Genomic DNA, 20,975 nt, shown 5'->3' on the forward strand with positions numbered 1-20,975 from the left:
GCCCGAACTCAACATCCGGTTGTAGGGTCGGTTTCGGTCGGGCGGCGGGGGAAAGAGGAGGACTCAGGCCCCGCGAATTGGATCAGGCCCTTACGCGCTGCATTTTTGGGTCATGGAGCGGGTCGAGTGTGGCCTCCGCCGGAACCCGCACGGTCGCAACCTCAAGCTCCCAGGACCCGGAGCGGATGTAGTCCGCGGTGACGCCCTCCGGGTTGCGAACGTATCCAAGACCAATTGATTTGTTGACCGTATGCCCAAAACCGCCCGAACTCAGCCAGCCGACCCGCTCCCCGTTCCGGTAAATGGTTTCCCTGCCGGAGAGCACCACCTCCGGGTCCGCCGTGAAGGTTGCAAGCATCTTGGGCAACGGTTTGGTACGCTGTTCCTGGATGGCTGCGCGCCCCCTGAAGTCGATATTGGATTTCATTTTCACTGCCCAGCCAAGTCCGGCCTGGTCCGGGGTTTGATCCGGGCCAATATCGGACGGCCAGGCCCGGTAGCCTTTTTCGAGTCGCAGGGTTTCAATGGCCCGGTATCCGGCATTGCGCAGCCCGTGTTTTGCGCCGGCCTCATGAAGTGCGGCGTACACGGCGGTGGCATATTCAACCGGCAGATGCAGTTCCCAGCCCAGTTCACCCACATATGTCACACGCATGGCCCGAACGGGACATCCCGCGATTCCGATGATTTGCGATGTCGCGAACGGGAACGCGGCGTTGCTCACGTCGGCACGGGTGACGGCTTGGAGTATGTCGCGGGATTTCGGGCCCATAAGCGACAGCACCGCAGAACCGGATGTAATGTCAAAAAGCTGGGCATTCATGCCTTCGGGAATGTTCCGCGAAATCCAGTCGAAATCGTGGGTCGCGAAGCCGGTGCCGGTCACGATGTAGAATTCGTCTTCCGCGACGCGTACGACCGTCAGGTCGCATTCGATCCCGCTCCGGTCATTGAGCATCTGGGTGTAGATCAGCGACCCAACCGGTCGCGCCACGTTGTTGGAAGCGATCCAGTTGAGCGCGGCCTCCGCATCCGGGCCTTTCAGCGCAAATTTGGCGAAAGAGGTCTGATCGAACAGAACCGCGGCCTCGCGCGCGGCTCTGTGCTCCCGCGCCACGGCCTCGTGCCAGTTGGGGCGCTGGAAGCTGTAAATGTCGTGCTGAACCTCACCCGCCGCCGTATCGGCATACCAGTTTGGCCGCTCCCAGCCGAGTTTTTCACCGAACACCGCGCCATCGGCCTTCAGAAGCTCGTAAAGCGGAGATTTGCGGCAGGGGCGGGCGCTGTCATGTTCTTCCGACGGCCAGGCCATCGTGTAGTGTTTACCATAGGCCTCGACCGTTCGCTTGCGGATCCAGTCATCGTCAAAATGCGGGCGGCCAAACCGACGGATATCCACTGGCCAGAGGTCGTAGGGCGGCTCGCCACGTGCAACCCATTCCGCGAGTGCCATGCCCGCCCCCCCGCCGGATGCGATGCCGAAAGCGTTGAACCCCGCACCCACATAGAAATTCCGCAACTCCGGCGCTTCTCCCAAAATGAAATTGCCATCCGGCGTGAAGCTCTCGGGCCCATTGACCAGTTCCTTGATGCCGGCCGTTTCAAGCGCGGGGACACGGCCGAGGGACAGTTCCATGATCTGCTGGAAATGGTCATAGTCGCTGTCAAGCAGGGTGTAGTGAAACCCCGGTGGAATGCCGTCGGTGGCCCAGGGTTTGGGGTTTGGCTCATAGCCGCCCATGACCAGACCGCCGACCTCCTCCTTGTAATAGGTCAACCTGTCCGGATCACGCAGGGTCGGCAGATTCGCGGGCATGCCCTCAATCCGCTCGGTCACCATGTACTGGTGCTCCATCGGAACCAGGGGCACGTTGACGCCCACGGTTTTCGCCAGCGCCCGGGTCCATTGACCGGCACAGGCAACCACAACAGGCGTCTCTATACGACCCTTTTCGGTCTCAACCGATTTGATCACGCCTTTCTCGACATTGATCGAGAGAACCTTCGTGTCCTCGTATATACGCGCGCCGGCCATCCGGGCACCCTTCGCCAAAGCCTGGGTAATGTCCGACGGGTTCGCCTGCCCGTCCGTGGGCAGGAACGCGGCCCCGACCACGTCATCCACCGTCATCAGCGGCCAAAGGTCCTGTGCCTCCTTCGGGCTCATCAACTGCATTTCCAGACCGAAGGAATGAGCGGTGGTGGCCTGGCGTTTTACTTCCGTCCAGCGTTCCTCATTACAGGCAAGCCGCAATCCGCCATTCATTTTCCAGCCCGTCCCGAGACCGGTTTCCTCTTCCAGGGATTTGTAGAGATCGACGGAGTATCCCAGCATCTGTGTGATGTTGGCGCTCGACCGAAGCTGTCCCACGAGACCCGCCGCGTGGAATGTCGTGCCGGAGGTCAGTTTCCTCCGCTCAAGCAGCACAACGTCCCAGCCGAGCTTGGCGAGGTGATAGGCCGTGGAACAGCCGATAATTCCGCCACCGATGATGACGGCGCGGGCGCTGGTGGGAAAGTCCGTCATGTACGGTCTCCGTTGGCATTGAAGTCGGTCAGGGCGGTCCGGAACCGCTCGAGGTTTTTTGCGGAGTATTCGGAATAGTCGAATTCGATCTCTGACGTGATTTCCGACACCATGCTCCACATGGTCTCACGCAGGAGCGACGCGCATTTCATGGCGTCGTATCGGTGCAACAGCCCAGTGTCCGGTTCGGTCCCGAAATAGGTGGTAAGCAGTATAAGTTCCGCGTCGCGCGGCAGGTCCGCATTGGTGGCAAGCCCACCCAGATCGAAAAGCGGTGAATTGAAACCGCCATATTCCCAGTCCACCAACCAAATGCCATTTTTGCCGCGCAGGATGTTGGCGGGCAGAAGGTCGTTGTGGCCCAGTACGAGATCCACCGGACCAACGGCCGATTTCAGTCTGGCCGCATCATTCATCAGATCGGGGATCAGCGGGATATGGGTGGATTTCCGGTCGCGCAGAAATGCCGCATAGGTATTCAGCACATGAAACACGTTAAAGGCCAGGACCGGACCGTGCAGCTGTTGCGTGACCTCATCATGGACCCGACGGATCAGTGCGGTCGTGTCCCGGAGTGTGGTCTCGTCATGCAGGTCGGCTTCCTCAAGTGGTTCCGCGTCGACATAGTCAATCACCATGATATCCGGTTCGGCGTGACGCACCTTGGGTGACAGGCCACAGGCCGCGGCGGCCCTCGCAATCGAAAGTTCGTTCCAGCGCAATATTCCGTGCTCTGGAATGTCACTGCCCACACGCACCACGTATTTCCGGTCCCCGTCCTCGACCGTGACATTGATGTTGGTGATCCCGCCCCCAAGTGGCTCAATCCCTGCCGGTGCGTCAAAACAGGGCAGGGAGGCGATTCGGCTGCGCAAGGTATCGGTAAGCGTCATTTTATCCCGAGCCTTTCCCGCGTGGAGCGTGCAAGTGCGTTCACCACCCGGTCGGCAATGATGGCGATGAAGGCAACAGAGATGCCAGCTACGAGGCCCTGGCCGACATTGGCTTTGGTGAGCGCGATGTAGACCTCCTGGCCCAGGTCGCGCGTGCCCACCAGAGCTGTGATAACCAGCATCGAGAGGGCAAGCATGATGGTCTGGTTGAGCCCCAGCAGGAGCGAAGGCGCGGCCAGTGGCACCCGGATCCGGCGCAGCATCTGTCTCCTTGTGCAGCCTGAAACCCGCCCGGCCTCGATCAGTTCGGGATCAATGCTGCGGATGCCATGCGCCGCATAGCGCACGGCGGGCGCAAGTGCATAAAGCACCATCGCAATGAGGGCCGAGAAATCCCCGACGCGAAAGAGCATGACCACCGGGATCAGATAAACAAAACTTGGCAGGGTCTGAAGCGTGTCGATAATGGCGCCAAGGATCGAGTTGGCGCGCGCGTTTTGCCCGGCCCAGATGCCAAGCGGGATGCCAATCAGGCTCGCGAGAAACACGGCAACCGTGGTGAGATAGACGGTCGTCATGGCCTTCCCCCAAAGACCGGAGGCCGCAATAAACGCCATCATGGCCGCAGCCATCAGACCGAGCTTCCAGCCTCCCAGCCTGCCTGCCGCGAGGCCGACGACGGCGATGCCCCAGAACCAGGGAATGCCGGAGAAAAACTGTTTGACCGGCAGCATGACCCAGGTCAGCAGCAGATTTTTGGCCGCGTCGATCGCATCGAAGAAGTTCACATTGATCCACTCAATACCCGTGGCCCAGAAGTCACCGGTGGTGACGGTCAGGGCTTCCGGATAGGTCCGCAGCCCGTCCACGAAAAAACCCGACAGGGTCGTCAGAACCACCACGGCCAGGGTTCCCGTTGCCAGGGGATGGCGCCGGTGAAGTGGCAGGGACGGGTCCGGCAGTGGACGCAGGCGTCGCTCGGCAAAGGCCTGGCTCAGGCGGTCAAGCGCAATCGCCATGACCACAATTGCCACACCCGCCTCAATGCCGCCGCCAATATCCAGACGGCGTAGCGCGGTCAGAACGTCATACCCCAGGCCCCCGGCGCCAATCATCGAGGCAATAATCACCATGTTCAGTGTCAGCATGATGACCTGGTTGACGCCTACCATGATCGAGGGCAACGCGGTCGGGATCAGCACTTTCCACATCAGTTGGCGTTCCCCACAGCCCATCATGCGCCCGGCCTCGATGACCTCTTCCGGTACGGATTGCAGGGCTACCGTCGTGTTCCGCACCATGGGCGGCATGGCGTAGATCACCGTGGCGATCAGTGCTGCCACCGGTCCAAAACCGAACAGCACGAGAATTGGGACGAGATACGCAAAAACCGGCACGGTCTGCATCAGGTCCAGCACCGGCCGGAGCGCACGCTCAAACCGGTCGGACCGGTAGGACGCGACCCCCAGCAGCAACCCGCCAACCCCACCGATTGGCACCGCAATAAGGACAGAGGCCAGCGTGATCATGGCACTCTCCCACTGCCCAAATATGGCGAGATAGGCGAAACACCCACCGACCAGTGCCGCCAGGCTCCAGTCCCGCGCATACCGCGCCAGTGCCACCATCACGGCGATGACCGCAAGCCAACTGAGTGGCGGGAACATCTCCACCGCCTGTTGCCCCTGACCGCTTTGAAACCCGTCGATCAGCAGGGCGCGCACAATGTCGTAGGGGGCTTCAATAATCGCTGCGAGAAACCGTGTCGTGTCCCGAAATGTGAAAAGGCCGAAACTCAGGTCCTCGACCAGCCAGTTGACCGCATCCGTGATCCAGGTGTCCAGGTTGAGGGCAAATCTGGCAGGAAAGCGAATGATCCAGCGGGCATCGAGAGCCTTGTATAGCGCAAACGACCAGGTGGAGAGCGCCCAGGTGGCGGCGAAAAGAACCGTCCAGAACACCCAGGCGCCCCCTGAGCCTTTTTCCGGTCTCCCGGTTTCAATCACCGGTGTCATATTGACGGTTTCGTCGCTCATTGTGCGGGTCGGCCGATCATGACGTCGATGGCCTGGCGGGCGCTGACCATGCCCACGGGTTTCCCGGCGTCATCCAGCACCTGAAACGGATGTTCTCCCGCGTCGATCTGCGCCACCGTTTCCGCGACCGTCAGTTTGCCAGGGAGCGCGCCGGACCAGGGTCCGTCGCCGGTAAACGGTGTCATGATGGATTGCAGCCGAACGACCTTCGCCCTGTCCACATGCCGGGTGAACTCGGCTACGTAGGGTGTGGCGGGATTGGTCATCAGCTCCTCCGGTGTTGCCGTCTGCTCAATCCGTCCGTCTTTCAGGACTGCGATCCGATCCGCGAGGCGAATGGCCTCGTCAAAGTCATGGGTGATGAAGACAATGGTCTTGCGCAGCATGGACTGCAGCCGGATGAACTCGTCCTGCATTTCACGTCGGATAAGCGGGTCGAGTGCGGAGAACGGCTCGTCGAGGAACCAAAGCTCCGGGTTGGTGACGAGTGACCGGGCAATGCCCACCCTCTGCTGCTGGCCGCCGGAAAGCTGCCGCGGGTAGTTGCCCTCCCGCCCGGAGAGGCCGACGGTTTCAATCATACGCATCGCGTCGGTCTCCCGGCGCTTGCGGTCAACTCCCTGAACCTCGAGCGGGAATGCCACATTTTGCAAAACCGTCAGATGGGGCAGGAGCGCAAAATGCTGGAACACCATGCCCATCTTGCGCCGCCGCACCTCAATCAGTTCCGCATCCGACATGGCCAGAAGATCACGACCCTCATAGCCGATTGTGCCGGCATTTGGCTCGATCAGACGCGACAGACAGCGCACAAGCGTCGACTTGCCTGACCCGGACAGGCCCATGATCACGAAGATCTCGCCCTTGCGGATGGCCACATCCACGCCCCGCACGGCACCAATAATGTTGTGATCCGCAAGGTCCTGATCAGACGGCGCATTTGCGTGGCGCGTCAGGAATGTCTGCAGGTCGGCGCCGTACAGCTTCCAGACACCCTTGCAGTCGAGCAGGACCTCGCTTGACATGTTGGTACGTATCCTTCGGAAAGTCTTGACCGGATGGCGGCGCGCGCCATCCGGTAGGTATCGGCGTTTACTGGATCCAGGATTTCCAGGTAGACTCGTTGGCGCTCATCCAGGCGGCCACGACCTCGTCCACGGATTTGCCATCGAGGTCGACCTCGGAAACCAGGCCACCCATTTCGTCGCTGGTGATGTGGAAGGCCTCAATCGCTTTGGACGCGCCCGGCCATTTTTCCGCCACGCCGCTCCAGGCCACCTTGAAAATGTCCCCGCGCGGCTTGCCGCAATCGTAGGCCATATCCGGATTCACCCCGACCGAGGGATCGTTGTAGCACTCCTCGGAATAGGGCGGGAACTCGACGAACTCGCCTTCATACTTTGCCGGTGCCCAATGCGGGGAGTATATCCACAGCACAATCGGGTCCTCGCGCTGATAGGCGGCTTCAAGCTCCGCGAACAGGGCGGCATCGGTCCCCGCGTGGACGACCTCGAAATCCAGCCCGAGGGCCTCGATGCGCTCCTCATCGAAGCCACCCCAGGTCACTGGACCGCCCAGGTAGCGGCCAAGCGGCGCGGTTTCCGCCGTGGCGAATTCGCCCGCGCAGTCGTTCAGCGCTTCCCAGTCCGGCAGGCCAGGGCAGCGGTCGGCCATATAGGCGGGATACCACCATTCCTCGATCGCTTTCATCCCCGTGGGTCCGGCGCTGACCACGTTCCCCGTGGCAATCGCCTCGTCCATGGCTTCCTTGCCGGTGGTCTCCCAGATCTCCATTGCAACATGGAGGTCACCGGTTTTCAGGCCCGCAAACTGGGCAATGTAGTCCGCCTGGACATATTCAATATTGTATCCCGCATCCTTCAGCACTTCGCCCATCAGGGTCGTGGTGATGATTTGGCCGGTCCAGTCATGTGTGGTGAGTTTTATCGGGTCGGTGGATTCTACTTCCGCGGACGCTCCTGCCGTCGAGAGGGCGAGCAGCACGCCCGCAGTCATCATTTTCGTAGGATTCATCGGTCAGCCTCCTTGCTGGTCTTGCGCCCGTTCGTCATTTTTTTGTGGTGGGGCAGGTCATGATTTGTCGAAATTCACGAAAAAGCAACGAAAATTCCAAAAATTTTGGATAGTTCGAACTAAAATGTTGCTTTTTGTGGTTTTTGCCCGATTCATGAACAGGTAGACAGTGTAATACGGGCAATTTGATCAGCCTGCCCAAAACCGGGGAAGCATGGACGTCAGAGCCAATCACAGACAGCAGGAAATCCTCGACGCGCTTCGCCAGGCCGGGGGGTCCATGCGCGTTCAGGCCATCGCCGCAACGCTCAAGGTTACGGATGAGACCGTTCGTAGAAACCTGCGTGGGCTGGCGCGGGACGGGCTGGTTGAAAAAACCCACGGGGGTGTGCGGCTTCAGGGCGCGGCGGATAATGCCCACGAGGCCGAGGGTGATTTTCACCAGCGTTTTGGCAAGAACACCGCCGCCAAGCGCCGGATCGCCAGGACGGTTGCGGACATGATCCCGGACGGGTCCTCGCTGTTTCTCGATATCGGCAGCACCACGGCCCATATTGCCGATGCCCTGCGTGAAAGGCGCGGACTTTTGATCGTCACGAACAGTGTTTATGTAGCCTGGCGTCTTGCCACGGTAAACGACAACCGGGTGTTTATGGCGGGAGGCGAACTGCGCGCCCATGATGGCGGCGCGTTTGGCCATGACGCGATGGAGTTCGCGGCAAATTTCAACACCGACTACGCGGTGTTTTCCTCCGCCGGGATCACCGCTGCCGCCGGATTTTCGCTGTTTGATCTGGAAGAGGCCCGGTTTTCCCGGCTTATTATGAAAAACGCCGGCCGCCGGATCATCGCGGCCGACGCCAGCAAGTTTGGCGTTGAAGCCCCCATTGTCATTGGAGAGCCGTCACTGGTCGACTGTCTCGTTACCGAGGCCGCCCCGCCGCCGGACATACTTGCGGCCGCTGAGAAATGGGGCATGGAGATCGTGGTATCCGACCCCGGCTGACGCGTCAGCCTTTTGCCACATTGGCTACGTGCGTTGAAAATTCCCGAGAATTGATCAGCGCCCTGCACCGATCAAAACGTCCGGTTGAATAGGCCCAGAAATCCTCCGCCGTGTTGCCGTCCGAGTGCTGGATCAGACCCCAAAGCGTCCAGAGCAGATCGCACATCGCCTTGTAGATCACAAACCGTCCCATCTCAAAATCCGTCGCGTCGCGGCCGAAATATCCCTGCAACAACTCCGCTTCACCCTCCGGCGACAGTTCGGCCTCAACGGCCAGGTCGCCCACATCCCAAAGCGGGTCGTTCATCCCGGAATATTCCCAGTCGACCATCCACATCTTTGCACCGTCATCCAGAAAGTTCTCTGAAAGCGGGTCGCAGTGACAGGGCGCGAGATGCACGGGATGCGCGGCAAGGGCTGCCTTGACCGGTTCCGCGGCCTTGACCGTTTCGTGGTATCCCTCGGGCAGGGTGGTGTCCCGCTTCCCGAGTACGCCCAGATAGTCCTCGATCATCGCAAACAGCTCAAAGTGGAAATCAAACCTCTGACCGGACCCGTGCAGCTGCGCCATCGCTTTGCCGGCACGTTCAGCTGCTCCGGGGATTTCCGCGAACCCTGCGGGTGTCATGGTGGTGACATTCGGAATGGTTTCCGTGATCATCACTCCCGAGTCGGGTGTCACCATCAGGACCTTCGGCGAAATCCCTGCCCGCCATGCCGCCTCGGCATTGTGGGCCTCAACCTTTCGGTCGATGTATTCCTCCGTTCCCTCGCCAGGAATGCGCACCACCACGCTTTCTCCCGGTGCATCCGCGCGGTAGACCAGATTCGTCAGACCACCCATGCGGGTGACCCTTATTTCCGCCTCCGGAATGTTTGCAAATGCCTCAAGCTGCCGAAGTTCCCCGATCACCCGGTCCCGATTTTCCTCCAATATCCATGTCCTCCCTACGCTTTCAGTCTCTCGTTTGTCGGGTCGTAAAGAGGCCCGACGGTTTTGGTAATGCTGTGCCGTTCACCAAACACCTCGACCTCGAAGCCCGTCTCATCCCAAAGCTCCCGTTCCAGATATCCGAACAGAATGCTCTGTCCCACCGTATGCCCAAACCCGGTCGAGGTCGCGAGCGACACGACCTGGTCGCCCAACAGAATTGCCTCGCCTCCGAACAGGGGCAGTTTGGCATCGCTGACAAAGGTACAAAGTCGCCGGTCCGGTCCGTTTTCCTTCTGACGCGCCAGGACATCCCGCCCCAGGAACGGCCCGCCTGATTTCAGGTGAACCCTGAACCCCAGGCCCGCCTCAACCGGGGTTGAGTCCGGTGAAATGTCGCCCGACCAGTAGAGATAGCCCTTCTCAAGCCGCAGACTGTCGATGGCGCGGTAGCCCACATCGCGGATCCGATATGGCGCGCCGGCTTCCCAAAGCGTCTCATATACATACGCTGCGAACTCCATGGGAATGTGCAGCTCCCACCCCAGTTCACCGACAAACCCTATACGAACGGCCCGGACCGGTGCGGCCCCGACCGTGATCTCCCGAGCCGTACCAAACGGGAAGACGGCGTTCGAAAGGTCTTCCTCGCTTACCTTCTGCAGCACGTCGCGGGCTTTTGGACCACAGATGTTGATGACCGCCCGCGCCGAGGTAACCTCGATCAGGTGGATGCCTGAGGACTTCGGGATATGACGGCGGATCCAGTCGCTGTCATGGGTGCCAAAGCCGGACCCGGTGACGATGTAGAAATGGTCGGGACCGAGCCGTGTGACCGTCAGGTCCGCTTCAATACCGCCGTGCTCGTTGCAAAGCTGTGCATAAATCACACTGCCCACCGGACGGTCCATGTTGCAGGCGGCCAGCCGCTGCAGGACGTCTAGGGTCCCTGGCCCAAACATTTCGAATTTCGCGAAACTCGTCTGGTCGATCAGGGCCACACTCTCCCGCACGATCCGATGTTCCTCCGCCGCGAACCGGTGCCAGCCGGGGTCGAGAAAATCCAGCTGGTCCACCGGCTCAACGCCCTCCGGCGCAAACCACAGGGGGCGTTCCCAACCGTTCTTGAAACCAAACACAGCACCTTTGCTTTTCAGAGTGTCATGGAGCGGCGAACGACGCAGACCACGGGCCGAGTTGGCTTCCTGACCGGGATAGCGCATCTTGTAATGATGCGCGTAATGCTCAATCGCGCGGGGATACATGAAGGCCCGGGTGCCGTGATGCGGGCCGAACCTCCGTACATCGAGGGGCCAAAGGTCAAGCGAGGGCCGCCCTTCCACAATCCATTCCGCGATCATCTCACCCGCACCACCTCCCGCGGCGATGCCATAGAGAAACCCGGTCGCCATCATCAGGTTGTCAAACTCCGGCGCCCAGCCCATGACAAAGTCACCGTCTGCGGAGTACGGGATCGGCCCGTTGATGACCTGGCGTATGCCGACCTCGTTCAGCACCGGTGTGACCTGCGCCGCAAGCTCGGCCAGTGGCGCGAAACGGTCGAGATCGTCGGGTAGCAACTGCCGTACGAAATCGCCCGGAATGCCCCGGTCGCCGAAGGGCAGGGTGTCGTCCTCATATCCGCCCACAACCATGCGCCCACCGGCGTCGGGCTTGTAGTATACGAGCCGCTCCGGATCGCGCATGCTGGGAAGGTTTTTGACCATTTCCGGGTCAGACAGGGGTTCGGTGACGATATACTGATGTTCCACAGCACAGGCCGGCACCCGCAGGCCAAGTTTCCGCCCCAGCTCCCGGCTCCACATACCCGCCGCCAAAACGACAACCTCGGCCTCGTAACCGCCCTCCGAGGTCATGACCCTGGTGATACGCCCGTCGCGCACTTCAAAGTCGAGAACCTCAACGCCCTGCCGGATTGTGGCCCCGTCCTGCCGGGCAGCATGGGCAATGGCCTGGCACAGGCTTGCCGGGTCCACATGCCCGTCGGACGGAATAAAGGCCGCCCCTTCCAACCCCGCCGGGTCGATCAGCGGGAACAGATCATACGCCTCATCGGGGGAAATGATGTTCATCTCCAGCCCAAAACTGCGCGCCATGGTGGCCAGCCGCTTCGCCTCAAGCATGCGCTCCCTAGTGGCCGCCAGACGCAGCGATCCGACCTTCTTCCAGTCGAAGGCCATGCCGGTTTCGGCCTCCAGCCGGTCATACATGGCAACCGACTTTTGCAGCATCCGTGTCGTGTTGCGTGATGAGCGCAACTGCCCGACAAGGCCGGCGGCATGCCACGTCGCCCCCTCGGTCAGGTGGGCTCGCTCAAGCAGAACGACATCTTTTTCGCCATTGCGGGCAAGGTGATACGCGGTCGAGCAGCCAATGATCCCGCCACCAACAATCAGGTGTTTCGCCGCGTGTTTTGCCATTTGCGCTCCCCTCCCTCTGCCGCAACCGGCTCAGAATGGGGAATGTTTGGACACAAAACAATAGACGTATTGCGATGGTATGCCCGGGCGGGCTCTAGCTGATTTTTTCCTGTTCGCGGGCGATGGACCATTCGATCAGGTCGCGCCAGAGCGTTTCAACCAGTGCGGGGTCGAGGCCGTTGCGGTCGGCGGCGGCGCGAACCCTGCGCACGACCTCCTCGACGCGGTCGTTGGCCCTGGCCGGGATACCCTCGTCTGGTTTCAGCTCGATTGCCCGGTCGATATAGGTGCTGCGCAGCGCCAGCATTTTGACGAGGCTCTCGTCGAGCGCGTCAATTTCCTTCCGCAGTTCCGCCATGGAGGTGCAGGCTTCGGGAGGTCTGAGGTCCATTATGCTTTTCACCCTGTACTGGAATTACCAGGACCCTGTTTACGACACCCAGGGCGGCTTTGCACGGTCAAGAAACGCGGAAATGCCCTGTTTTGCCTCATCGGTCTCCCATGCGTCGGCCAGACGTTCGATGGACCCGTCAATAACCGCCTCATCAATCGCCGGCCCAAGTGCCCGTGCCATGGCCTTCGCCCGTCCCACAGCGCCCGGTGCCGCCGACAGGTAGGGCCGGATTTCGGCCTCAACGGCCTCGTCAAGACCGTCCGGGTCCACAGCCGCCGCTACCATGCCCAGCTCGACCGCCCTGTCCGCGCCAAAAATCGCGGAGGACATGAACACCCGCCGCGCCCGGCCTTCGCCAAGCCGCGCGAGGACATATGGCCCAATCGTCGCGGGGATCAGGCCAAGGCGGGTTTCCGTCAAACCGAACCGCGTCTCCCGGTCCGCGAGCGCAATGTCACAGACACAGGCCATGCCAACGCCACCACCCAGGGCCGCGCCATGAATGCGGCCGATCAGGGGAACCGGCATCTCGTTGAGCGCCCTGAGCATCATCGCCAGCCGCCGCGCCTCCCGCATCCGCGTTTCCCGGTCCGCGTCGATCTGCTCGCGCATCCAGTTCAGATCACCACCTGCGCAGAATGTCTCGCCGGCGCCGGACAGGACCATGGCCCGGATCGAGCTGTCACCTCCAAAGACCGAGGCGGTTTCGGTAAGTTCCTCGATCATCCGCGCCGACAGGGCGTTGCGCTTCTCCGGCCGGTTCAGCGTGACATAGACCACCCCGCGGTCATCCAGGTTGACATCCAGCGTTTGCCACTCGGTCATTCCCCACTCCTCAAGGTCTTGGCGAAAGCCGCCGTCTCCCGCAAAGCGTCCGGGTCAATGCCGGTCGCAAAGCCCCGGTCGTGCAGCAGATCGACAACCGCTTCGCTCGCCACGTTTCCCTTCGATCCCGGCGCGAACGGACATCCGCCAAGCCCCCCGACCGAGGCATCGAACACCCGCAGACCGTGGTCGAGCGAACACGCGATATTGTCGAGCGCACGGCCCCTGGTGTCATGGAAATGACCTGCAAGCCGTGATGCCGGAATGTCGCCCAGCACCGCTTTGAGCATCGGTGCCACCGTCTCCGGCACGCCCGCACCGATGGTGTCCCCGAGGCTGATCTCATAACAGCCCATCTCCATCAGTTTTCGCGCAACACTGGCCAAGTTCTCCGGCGGCGTCGGCCCGTCATAGGGGCATTCGACGACGCAGGAGACATAGCCGCGCACGGGAGTTTCCGCCTGTCGCGCCGCCTCCATCACCGGGTCAAACCGCTCCAGGCTTTCGGCAATGGAGCAGTTGATATTGTGTCGGCTGAACCCTTCCGAGGCCGAGGCAAACACCGCGACCTCGTCAGCACCGGCGGCCAGCGCCCGCTCAAAACCGCGCAGGTTGGGCGTGAGCGCGGAATACACCACGCCCTCGCGCCGGTTGATCCCAGCCAGAACCTCCGCCCCGTCGGCCATCTGCGGTACGACTTTCGGATTTACGAAACTTGCGACCTCGATCTTCTCGATGCCGCACGCCGTCAGCATGTCCACCAGCCGGATTTTGTCGGCGGTGGAGATCATCACCTTCTCGTTCTGCAACCCGTCGCGCGGGCCCATCTCGAACAGGGTGACATGCTCACTCATCCCCGGCCTCCAGCACGACCAGGACCGTCCCGTCACTGACCTGGTCCCCCACGGCCACCATGACCTCCGCCACGGTTCCGTCGCGCGGTGCGGTCAGGGTGTGCTCCATTTTCATGGCTTCCAGCACCACCAGCCCGTCGCCGCGTTTGACGCTCTCACCGGCCCCGGCGGAGACCACTTTCACCAGTCCTGGCATCGGGGCTGTTATGGCGTTTCCGCCCGTTGCATCGTCGACCGAGGACGCCAGCGGATCGGGCACGGAGAACTCCACACTGCGCCCGCTCTGATTGACCGAAACAATATGACCGGCCCTGATCACATTCGCGCGCAGTGTTTTACCCGCAACCGTAACCGCGCAGGTGGTCCCCGATACGGCTGCGACACGAAGCTCAACGCCCCCGCCTTCCGCCGGATCGTCCACCCGGAAATGCCCGTGCGCGAGAATGGTGATGTCCCGTTGCACCGGTTCCCCGGCATGCACCAGGTCCACATGCACCCGCGCCGCATCCCAGTGCCGCCAGCCGGTCAGTTGCTCCCAGGGGTCGTCGCCCGTCGGCCCGTCCAGCAGACCCGCCGCCTGGAGCGCGGCCAGAGCGGTCATTTCGGGCGGAACGTCCCGCGCCGGCATCAACCCGTCCAGGTCCCGCGCGATCAGTCCCGTATCGACCTCGCCCCCTGCAAACCCGGCATGCCGGGCCAGTGCGCCCAGAAACTCCAGATTGGTGACGCAGCCCACGACATGGCTGGCCTCCAAAGCCTGGGACAACCGGTTCAGCGCCGTCTCCCGCGTCGGTCCGTGGCAGATCACCTTGGCAATCATCGGGTCGTACCACGGGCTGATCTCACCGCCCTGCCGCACGCCACTGTCGATGCGGGTCTCCCCCGGCGCAAACTCGGCCGCCGCCGGGAAGGACAGATGCGCAAGACTGCCGGTGGCGGGCAGAAACCCTTTCGGCACGTCCTCTGCATAGACCCGCGCCTCGAAGGCCCAGCCATCAATGGCAAGATCATCCTGCTCAAAGGGCAGCGGTTCCCCGGAGGCGACGCGAAGCTGCAGTTCCACAAAATCAAGACCGGTAATTGCTTCGGACACCGGATGTTCGACCTGCAAACGCGTGTTCATTTCCATGAACCAGAACCCGTCCTCGCGCAGCGCGCCCGAGCCGTCCGCGATGAACTCCACCGTCCCGGCTCCGGAGTACCCGATGGCCCGCGCCGCGTTTACCGCGGCTTCCCCCATCGCCGCGCGTACCGCGTCGGACATGCCGGGGGCAGGGGCCTCCTCGATGACCTTCTGATGGCGGCGTTGCAGGGAGCAGTCCCGCTCGAACAGATGCACCGCGTTGCCATAGCCGTCGCCAAACACCTGGATCTCGATATGCCGCGGCGAGGTCACGTATTTCTCGAGCAGACAGACCGGATCCCCGAAACTGGCCTGCGCCTCCCGCTGCGCGCCCTCGAGTTGTCGCGCGAATTCCTCCGGCCGTTCGACCAGCCGCATTCCCTTGCCGCCACCGCCCGCACGCGCCTTGATCAGAACGGGGTAGCCAATCGCCTCCGCCTGCTCGGCCAGGAAATCCGGCTCCTGGTGTTCTCCGTGGTATCCCGGCACAACCGGCACACCCGCTTTCGCCATCACGTCCTTGGCCGCGTCCTTCAGCCCCATCGCGCGGATGGCCGCGGCATCCGGGCCAATGAACACCAGCCCGGCCGCGCCCACGGCCTCCACGAAATCCGGGTTCTCGGAGAGGAACCCGTAACCCGGATGGATGGCCTCCGCCCCGGTGGCGAGGGCCGCATCAATGATCCGCGCACCCTGGAGGTAACTTTCAGCCACCGCGGGCGGGCCGATATGCACCGCCTCATCCGCCATCGCCACATGCCGTGCGCCCGCATCCGCATCCGAATACACGGCCACCGTCTTGACACCGAGGCGCCGACAGGTCGCCATGACGCGACAGGCGATCTCCCCACGGTTGGCGATCAGGATTTTACTGAACATGCCCGCGCCCTCCTACATGCGGAACACGCCGAACGACGTGTCCTCAACCGGAGCGTTCAGACAGGCCGACAGCGACAGGGCCAGGACCTCCCGCGTCTTGCGCGGGTCGATGATCCCGTCATCCCAGAGCCGCGCCGAGGCGTAGAGCGGGTGGGCCTGGTGTTCGAACTGGTCAATTGTGGGCTGTTTGAAGTCGGCCTCCTCCTCCCGCGACCAGGACCCGCCGCCGCGCTCAATCGCGTCGCGCCGGACCGTCGCCAGCACACCGGCCGCCTGTTCCCCACCCATCACGGAAATCCGTGAATTGGGCCAGGTCCAAAGGAAGCGCGGCGAATAGGCGCGTCCGCACATGCCGTAGTTTCCGGCCCCGAAAGAGCCACCGATCAGGAAGGTAATCTTGGGGACCTTCGACGTCGCCACCGCCGTCACCAGCTTCGCGCCGTCCTTCGCTATCCCGGCGTTTTCATAGGCCCGGCCAACCATGAAACCGGTGATGTTCTGCAAAAATACCAGCGGAATTTTCCGTTGGGAACAAAGCTCAACGAAATGCGCGCCCTTGAGCGCGGCCTCGGAGAACAGCACGCCGTTATTGGCCAGAATACCCACCGGCATCCCCATCACATGGGCAAAGCCGCAGACGAGAGTGGTGCCGTAGCGCATCTTGAACTCATCAAATCGCGAGCCATCCACCGTGCGCGCAATCACCTCCCGCACGTCATAGGGCGTGCGCAGACCCGCCGGGACGATACCGGTGATCTCCGCCGGGTCATAAACCGGTGGCTCCGGCGTGCGTATGTCCAGTTGCGCGGGCTTTACCCGGTTGAGATTTCCCACCGCCTCCCGCGCGAGCGCCAGCGCATGGGTGTCATTATCCGCCAGGTAATCCGCCACCCCGGACAGGCGCGTGTGCACATCGCCGCCACCCAGATCCTCCGCCGTTACGACCTCGCCCGTGGCGGCCTTCACCAGCGGCGGACCGGCCAGAAATATCGTGCCCTGGTCGCGCACGATGATCGTCACGTCCGACATCGCTGGCACATAGGCCCCGCCCGCCGTGCAGGAACCCATGACCACCGCGATCTGGGGGATGCCCTTCGCGCTCATATTGGCCTGATTGAAGAAGATGCGCCCGAAATGGTCCCGGTCGGGAAAGACCTCATCCTGGTTGGGCAGGTTCGCCCCGCCGCTGTCCACCAGGTAAACGCAGGGCAGGTAGTTTGCCTCCGCGATCTCCTGGGCGCGCAGGTGCTTTTTCACCGTCATCGGGTAATACGTGCCGCCCTTCACCGTGGCGTCGTTGCACACGACCATGACCTCGCGGCCATTGACGCGCCCCACACCCGCCACCGCCCCGGCTGACGGGCTCGCCCTGTCATACATGCCGTGGGCCGCGAACATGCCGACCTCCAGGAATGGCGAGCCTGGATCGAGTAGTCGCGCGACCCGTTCCCGTGGCAGGATCTTGCCGCGGTCCAGATGCCTCTGACGCGCCTTCTCCCCGCCGCCGGCCAGGGCCAGGTCGGCGGCCTCACGCACCACTGCCATGGCCTCCTCGTGCGCTGCCGTATTGGCGGCAAACGTGGCCGAACCGGGCGAGGCGGATGACGAGAGGACCGCCATTACCGCATGGTTCCCATCAGTTCCCGCCCGATCAGCATGCGCCGGATCTCCGACGTGCCCGCGCCGATCTCCATCAGCTTTGCATCCCGGAAAATCCGGCTGACCGGGCTGTCATTCATGAACCCGGCCCCGCCCATGGCCTGCACCGCCTGGTGGGCCACGGTCATGGCTTCCTCGGAGGCATAGAGCACGCAGGCCGCCGCATCCTGGCGCGTCACCGTACCGCGGTCGCAGGCCCGTGCAACCTCATAGACATAGGCCCGTGCGGTGTTCAGCTTGGTGTACATGTCCGCGATTTTGCCCTGCATCAGCTGGAAATCCCCGATGGCCTGGCCAAACTGTTTGCGCTCGGCCATGTAGGGCATGATCTCATCGAGACAGGCCGCCATGATCCCCGTGCCAATGCCCGACAGAACCACGCGCTCATAGTCGAGACCGGACATCAGCACCCGCACGCCCCGGCCTTCCTCGCCAAGGATGTTCTCAAACGGCACCTCGACGTCCTCAAACACCAGCTCCACCGTGTTCGACCCGCGCATGCCAAGCTTGTCGAAATGGGTCGACTGGCTGAAACCGAGCATGGTTTTCTCAATCAGAAAGGCCGTAATCCCCCGCGAGCCGGCATCGGGATCGGTCTTGGCATAGACCACCAGCGTGTTCGCCTCACCGCCATTGGTGATCCAGAACTTGTTGCCGTTCAGCACGAACCGGTCGTTTTTCTTCTCGGCGCGCAGCTTCATGCCCACCACGTCCGACCCCGCGCCCGCCTCGGACATCGCGAGCGCGCCCACGTGTTCGCCGGAGATCAGCGGCGGCAGGTATTTCGCTTTCTGCTCCGCGTTGCCATTGAGGTTGATCTGGTTGACGCAGAGGTTCGAATGCGCGCCATAGCTGAGCGACACGCTGGCCGAGGCCCGCGCGATTTCTTCCACCGCGACGACATGGGCCAGATACCCCATGCCGGTGCCGCCATCGGCCTCCGGCACGGTCAGGCCCAGAAGGCCCAAATCACCCATCTCCCGCCACAGATCCGCCGGAAAACTGTTGGATTTGTCCACATCGGCGGCAATGGGTTTGACCCTGTCCTGGGCCCAGCGGTGCACTGCCTCGCGCAGGGCGTTCACATCCTCGCCCAGGTCGAAACTCATGGAAGCGTTGAACACGGAATCCTCCCCAGTTTTTTGCCGATTAGACGGCTTTCCGCCCCGTTTGACCAGCCGTTCCCTGACCGGGAGGGGAAAAATATCTTTGGAACGCATTGGTGGGGTGCCGGGGGATGATCAATTTTGAACTGGAGGATAATCGATGAGGGCATCGCGGACCTCGGGTGGCGCGCCAGCGCCTCCCATGGGGGAGGTCAGCGCTGCCCGGCGTTGCCGCCGGGCGTGAGCGGTTGCGGCGGCACCGCGCCTTTGCCGGGCTGGATCAACGGCATCGGCCTCTTCCCGCGAAACGACCCCCACCCCGTTTGACCCGTCCTTCCTGGAATGCCACAACCTCCCGGAACAGTCAGACAGGAATGGACGCAATGACATCGATTCTGACCATAACCGTTAACCCCGCGCTTGATCTCTCCACCGAGGCCCCGGCCGTTGTGCCCGACCGCAAGCTGCGCTGTGGCCCGCCCCTGGTGCATCCAGGCGGTGGCGGCGTGAATGTCAGCCGGGCCATCTCCAATCTGGGCGGGACCAGCCGGATGCTGGTGGCCTATGGCGGTCCGACCGGTGAGATGCTGGTGCGCGAGTTGCGCGGCGAGGGGCTGGAGCCCGTGTCGCTGGGCATCGACTACGACACCCGCCAGTCCCTGACCGTGCGGGATGCGGCCACCGGGCTTCAGTACCGCTACATGATGCCAGGACCGGCCTGGACGGCAGAGGACTGCGAAACCGCGCGGCGCACCATCATGGACAACGTGCGGGAGGGTGACCTGGTGATCCCTTCCGGCTCGACCCCGCCTGGCCTGCCCGAGGAGTTTTTCCTCTCGCTGAATACGGAAGTCAAAACCGCCGGGGCGCGCATGATCCTCGACACCTCCGGCGCGACACTTGAACGGGTGGCGGGCGCGGGGGCGGAGCTGTTCACACTGCGCATGGATCTTGAGGAGGCGCGTGAGCTTTCCGACCGGCCCCTGCTGCGGATCGAGGAGGTCGCGGAACTCGCCCGCGAACTGCGCGCCGCAAAAGCCGCGGAGATCGTGATGATCGCGGCAGGGGCGGAAGGTACGGTGATCACCTGCGCCGAATGGACCGGCCTCACCCGCCCGCCCTTCGTCGTTCCCCTGTCCAAGGTCGGGGCGGGGGACAGCTTCGTGGGTGGCTACGCGCTTTCACTCACGCAGAACGCCGATCCGGTGGAGGCCTGCATCCAGGGCACCGCCTCGGCCGCCTCGGCAGTGACAACGCCCGGCACGGCCCTGTGCCTGCGCGACGATGTGGAGCGTTTCGTGACCCAGGTTACCCGGACGCCCCTGTAACGGCCTGACTGGCCAGGTGGCCGGTTCTAAGCGAATGCCCGGAGAACAGCGCCTCGCGCTCGCGGTCGGACAGGTCGGGTCGGATATTGGCGGCGACGGCGGTGCGTTTGATCAGCCGCGCCACATGCCGGTCCGACAGCCGCTGGTCGAGCACGCGTTTGTTGTCGCGGCTGATCCGCCGGAACAGCGGGCCGTGCGTGAGCCGTCCGTAATGCAGCCAGGCCTCCAGCGCCGCGACCGGGCAGGCCCGCTCGCGCGCCTCACGATCAACGCGCACCTCCCGCAGTCCCGAGCGGTCCGGCACGCCCAGGATCACGAATTTCGCGCCCGGCTGAAACTCCCGCGGGACGTCCAGCGCCACGATCTCCGTGCGCCGGAAGCCGCCCGCAAACCCCAGCAGCAAAATCGCCCGATCACGCAGATCCCGCAGGGAAAACGACAGGGTTTCGACCATCGCGGCAATGTCCTCCGCCATCAGGGCCTCGGTCCTGCGTGGCGGTCGCGCCGCCTTTTCCCGGACCAGCTCCATGGCCTCCACGATCCGGTCATCCGCGCGGTCAACGGGAAACCCGCGCTGCCGGCAATGCCAGGCCAGACCCGCCAGCCGCCGCTCAATCGTTGCCAGGGACAGCGGCGCGGCGACCCGGCCCGGTCCGGTCGGGTCCGGCTCGGCGCAGTCCTCCAGGTATCGTGCAATCCACCCCGCATCAGGCGGCAGGGGCGCAACCCCGCGTCGCCGGCACCAGGCGCTGAAATGGGTCCAGTCCGCCCGATAGGCGAGGGAAGTGTTCCGCGAGCCAGTTGCTGCGGTCTTTGCATCCGTGTTCATGGGCGCGGAGTATATTTTTACCCCGCGCCTTTGCAATCTTATTGGACATGCGAACACCGGTTTTTTAGCCACGGAGACGGCCCGGGGCAGCAATTCTTAGGTCATTTTCG

At 62.7% G+C, this 20,975-nt stretch carries 17 protein-coding genes; 3 read left to right on the forward strand and 14 right to left on the reverse strand.

Annotated features, from left to right (window positions below; all coding sequences use genetic code 11):
• Nucleotides 1-82 precede the first annotated feature (82 nt).
• From ACP15P_RS18565 to ACP15P_RS18585, 5 genes are all read right to left on the reverse strand, one after another.
• Complete coding sequence (locus tag ACP15P_RS18565) at nt 83-2,527, reverse strand: GcvT family protein (protein WP_424929975.1); 2,445 nt, start codon at nt 2,525-2,527, stop codon at nt 83-85.
• On the reverse strand, nt 2,524-3,420 hold the full coding sequence (locus ACP15P_RS18570; RefSeq protein ID WP_424929976.1) for a phosphotransferase: 897 nt from the start codon (nt 3,418-3,420) through the stop codon (nt 2,524-2,526). Before ACP15P_RS18570 ends, ACP15P_RS18565 begins: the two co-directional genes overlap by 4 nt.
• Complete coding sequence (locus ACP15P_RS18575) at nt 3,417-5,456, reverse strand: ABC transporter permease (RefSeq protein WP_424929978.1); 2,040 nt, start codon at nt 5,454-5,456, stop codon at nt 3,417-3,419. Before ACP15P_RS18575 ends, ACP15P_RS18570 begins: the two co-directional genes overlap by 4 nt.
• On the reverse strand, nt 5,453-6,481 hold the full coding sequence (locus tag ACP15P_RS18580; RefSeq protein ID WP_424929979.1) for a quaternary amine ABC transporter ATP-binding protein: 1,029 nt from the start codon (nt 6,479-6,481) through the stop codon (nt 5,453-5,455). Before ACP15P_RS18580 ends, ACP15P_RS18575 begins: the two co-directional genes overlap by 4 nt.
• A 67-nt stretch (nt 6,482-6,548) precedes the next feature.
• A complete protein-coding gene (locus tag ACP15P_RS18585; RefSeq protein ID WP_424929980.1) occupies nt 6,549-7,490 on the reverse strand; it encodes an ABC transporter substrate-binding protein in 942 nt (313 codons plus the stop codon).
• Between the two features lie 214 nt (nt 7,491-7,704).
• Between ACP15P_RS18585 and ACP15P_RS18590 the strand changes: the two genes are divergently transcribed.
• Nucleotides 7,705-8,496: a DeoR/GlpR family DNA-binding transcription regulator gene (locus ACP15P_RS18590; protein ID WP_424929981.1), complete on the forward strand. Its 792-nt coding sequence runs from the start codon at nt 7,705-7,707 to the stop codon at nt 8,494-8,496.
• Between the two features lie 4 nt (nt 8,497-8,500).
• Here the strand turns inward: ACP15P_RS18590 and ACP15P_RS18595 are convergent, their stop codons facing one another.
• From ACP15P_RS18595 to ACP15P_RS18630, 8 genes are all read right to left on the reverse strand, one after another.
• On the reverse strand, nt 8,501-9,430 hold the full coding sequence (locus ACP15P_RS18595) for a phosphotransferase (protein WP_424929982.1): 930 nt from the start codon (nt 9,428-9,430) through the stop codon (nt 8,501-8,503).
• Between the two features lie 14 nt (nt 9,431-9,444).
• Nucleotides 9,445-11,868 carry a GcvT family protein gene (locus ACP15P_RS18600; protein WP_424929983.1) on the reverse strand — a complete coding sequence of 808 codons (2,424 nt, stop codon included), beginning with the start codon at nt 11,866-11,868 and terminating at the stop codon, nt 9,445-9,447.
• Nucleotides 11,869-11,962: 94 nt separating this feature from the next.
• Nucleotides 11,963-12,259 carry a chorismate mutase gene (locus ACP15P_RS18605; RefSeq protein ID WP_424929984.1) on the reverse strand — a complete coding sequence of 99 codons (297 nt, stop codon included), beginning with the start codon at nt 12,257-12,259 and terminating at the stop codon, nt 11,963-11,965.
• A gap of 39 nt (nt 12,260-12,298) precedes the next feature.
• Nucleotides 12,299-13,087 carry a crotonase/enoyl-CoA hydratase family protein gene (locus tag ACP15P_RS18610; RefSeq protein WP_424929985.1) on the reverse strand — a complete coding sequence of 263 codons (789 nt, stop codon included), beginning with the start codon at nt 13,085-13,087 and terminating at the stop codon, nt 12,299-12,301.
• Nucleotides 13,084-13,941, reverse strand: a complete 858-nt coding sequence (locus tag ACP15P_RS18615) for a hydroxymethylglutaryl-CoA lyase (RefSeq protein WP_424929986.1) — start codon at nt 13,939-13,941, stop codon at nt 13,084-13,086. The genes ACP15P_RS18610 and ACP15P_RS18615 overlap by 4 nt, the downstream gene beginning before the upstream one ends.
• The gene (locus tag ACP15P_RS18620) at nt 13,934-15,943 is read right to left on the reverse strand and encodes an ATP-binding protein (RefSeq protein WP_424929987.1); all 2,010 of its coding nucleotides are present in this window, start codon (nt 15,941-15,943) and stop codon (nt 13,934-13,936) included. Before ACP15P_RS18620 ends, ACP15P_RS18615 begins: the two co-directional genes overlap by 8 nt.
• A gap of 12 nt (nt 15,944-15,955) precedes the next feature.
• Nucleotides 15,956-17,563, reverse strand: a complete 1,608-nt coding sequence (locus ACP15P_RS18625; protein ID WP_424929988.1) for a carboxyl transferase domain-containing protein — start codon at nt 17,561-17,563, stop codon at nt 15,956-15,958.
• A complete protein-coding gene (locus ACP15P_RS18630; protein ID WP_424929989.1) occupies nt 17,563-18,726 on the reverse strand; it encodes an isovaleryl-CoA dehydrogenase in 1,164 nt (387 codons plus the stop codon). The genes ACP15P_RS18625 and ACP15P_RS18630 overlap by 1 nt, the downstream gene beginning before the upstream one ends.
• A 123-nt stretch (nt 18,727-18,849) precedes the next feature.
• Here ACP15P_RS18630 and ACP15P_RS18635 point away from each other — a divergent pair, with 123 nt between their 5' ends.
• Both ACP15P_RS18635 and ACP15P_RS18640 read left to right on the forward strand, forming a co-directional pair.
• A complete protein-coding gene (locus ACP15P_RS18635; RefSeq protein ID WP_424929990.1) occupies nt 18,850-19,035 on the forward strand; it encodes a hypothetical protein in 186 nt (61 codons plus the stop codon).
• 56 nt (nt 19,036-19,091) lie between these two features.
• The gene (locus tag ACP15P_RS18640) at nt 19,092-20,036 is read left to right on the forward strand and encodes a 1-phosphofructokinase family hexose kinase (protein WP_424929991.1); all 945 of its coding nucleotides are present in this window, start codon (nt 19,092-19,094) and stop codon (nt 20,034-20,036) included.
• On the opposite strand, the gene ACP15P_RS18645 is transcribed toward ACP15P_RS18640, so the two are convergent.
• Nucleotides 20,017-20,865 carry a site-specific integrase gene (locus ACP15P_RS18645; RefSeq protein WP_424929992.1) on the reverse strand — a complete coding sequence of 283 codons (849 nt, stop codon included), beginning with the start codon at nt 20,863-20,865 and terminating at the stop codon, nt 20,017-20,019. The genes ACP15P_RS18640 and ACP15P_RS18645 overlap by 20 nt on opposite strands.
• Between the last annotated feature and the right edge of the window lie 110 nt (nt 20,866-20,975).

The organism is Amaricoccus tamworthensis, assembly GCF_049800875.1.
In the GTDB taxonomy this organism is placed as follows: domain Bacteria; phylum Pseudomonadota; class Alphaproteobacteria; order Rhodobacterales; family Rhodobacteraceae; genus Amaricoccus; species Amaricoccus tamworthensis.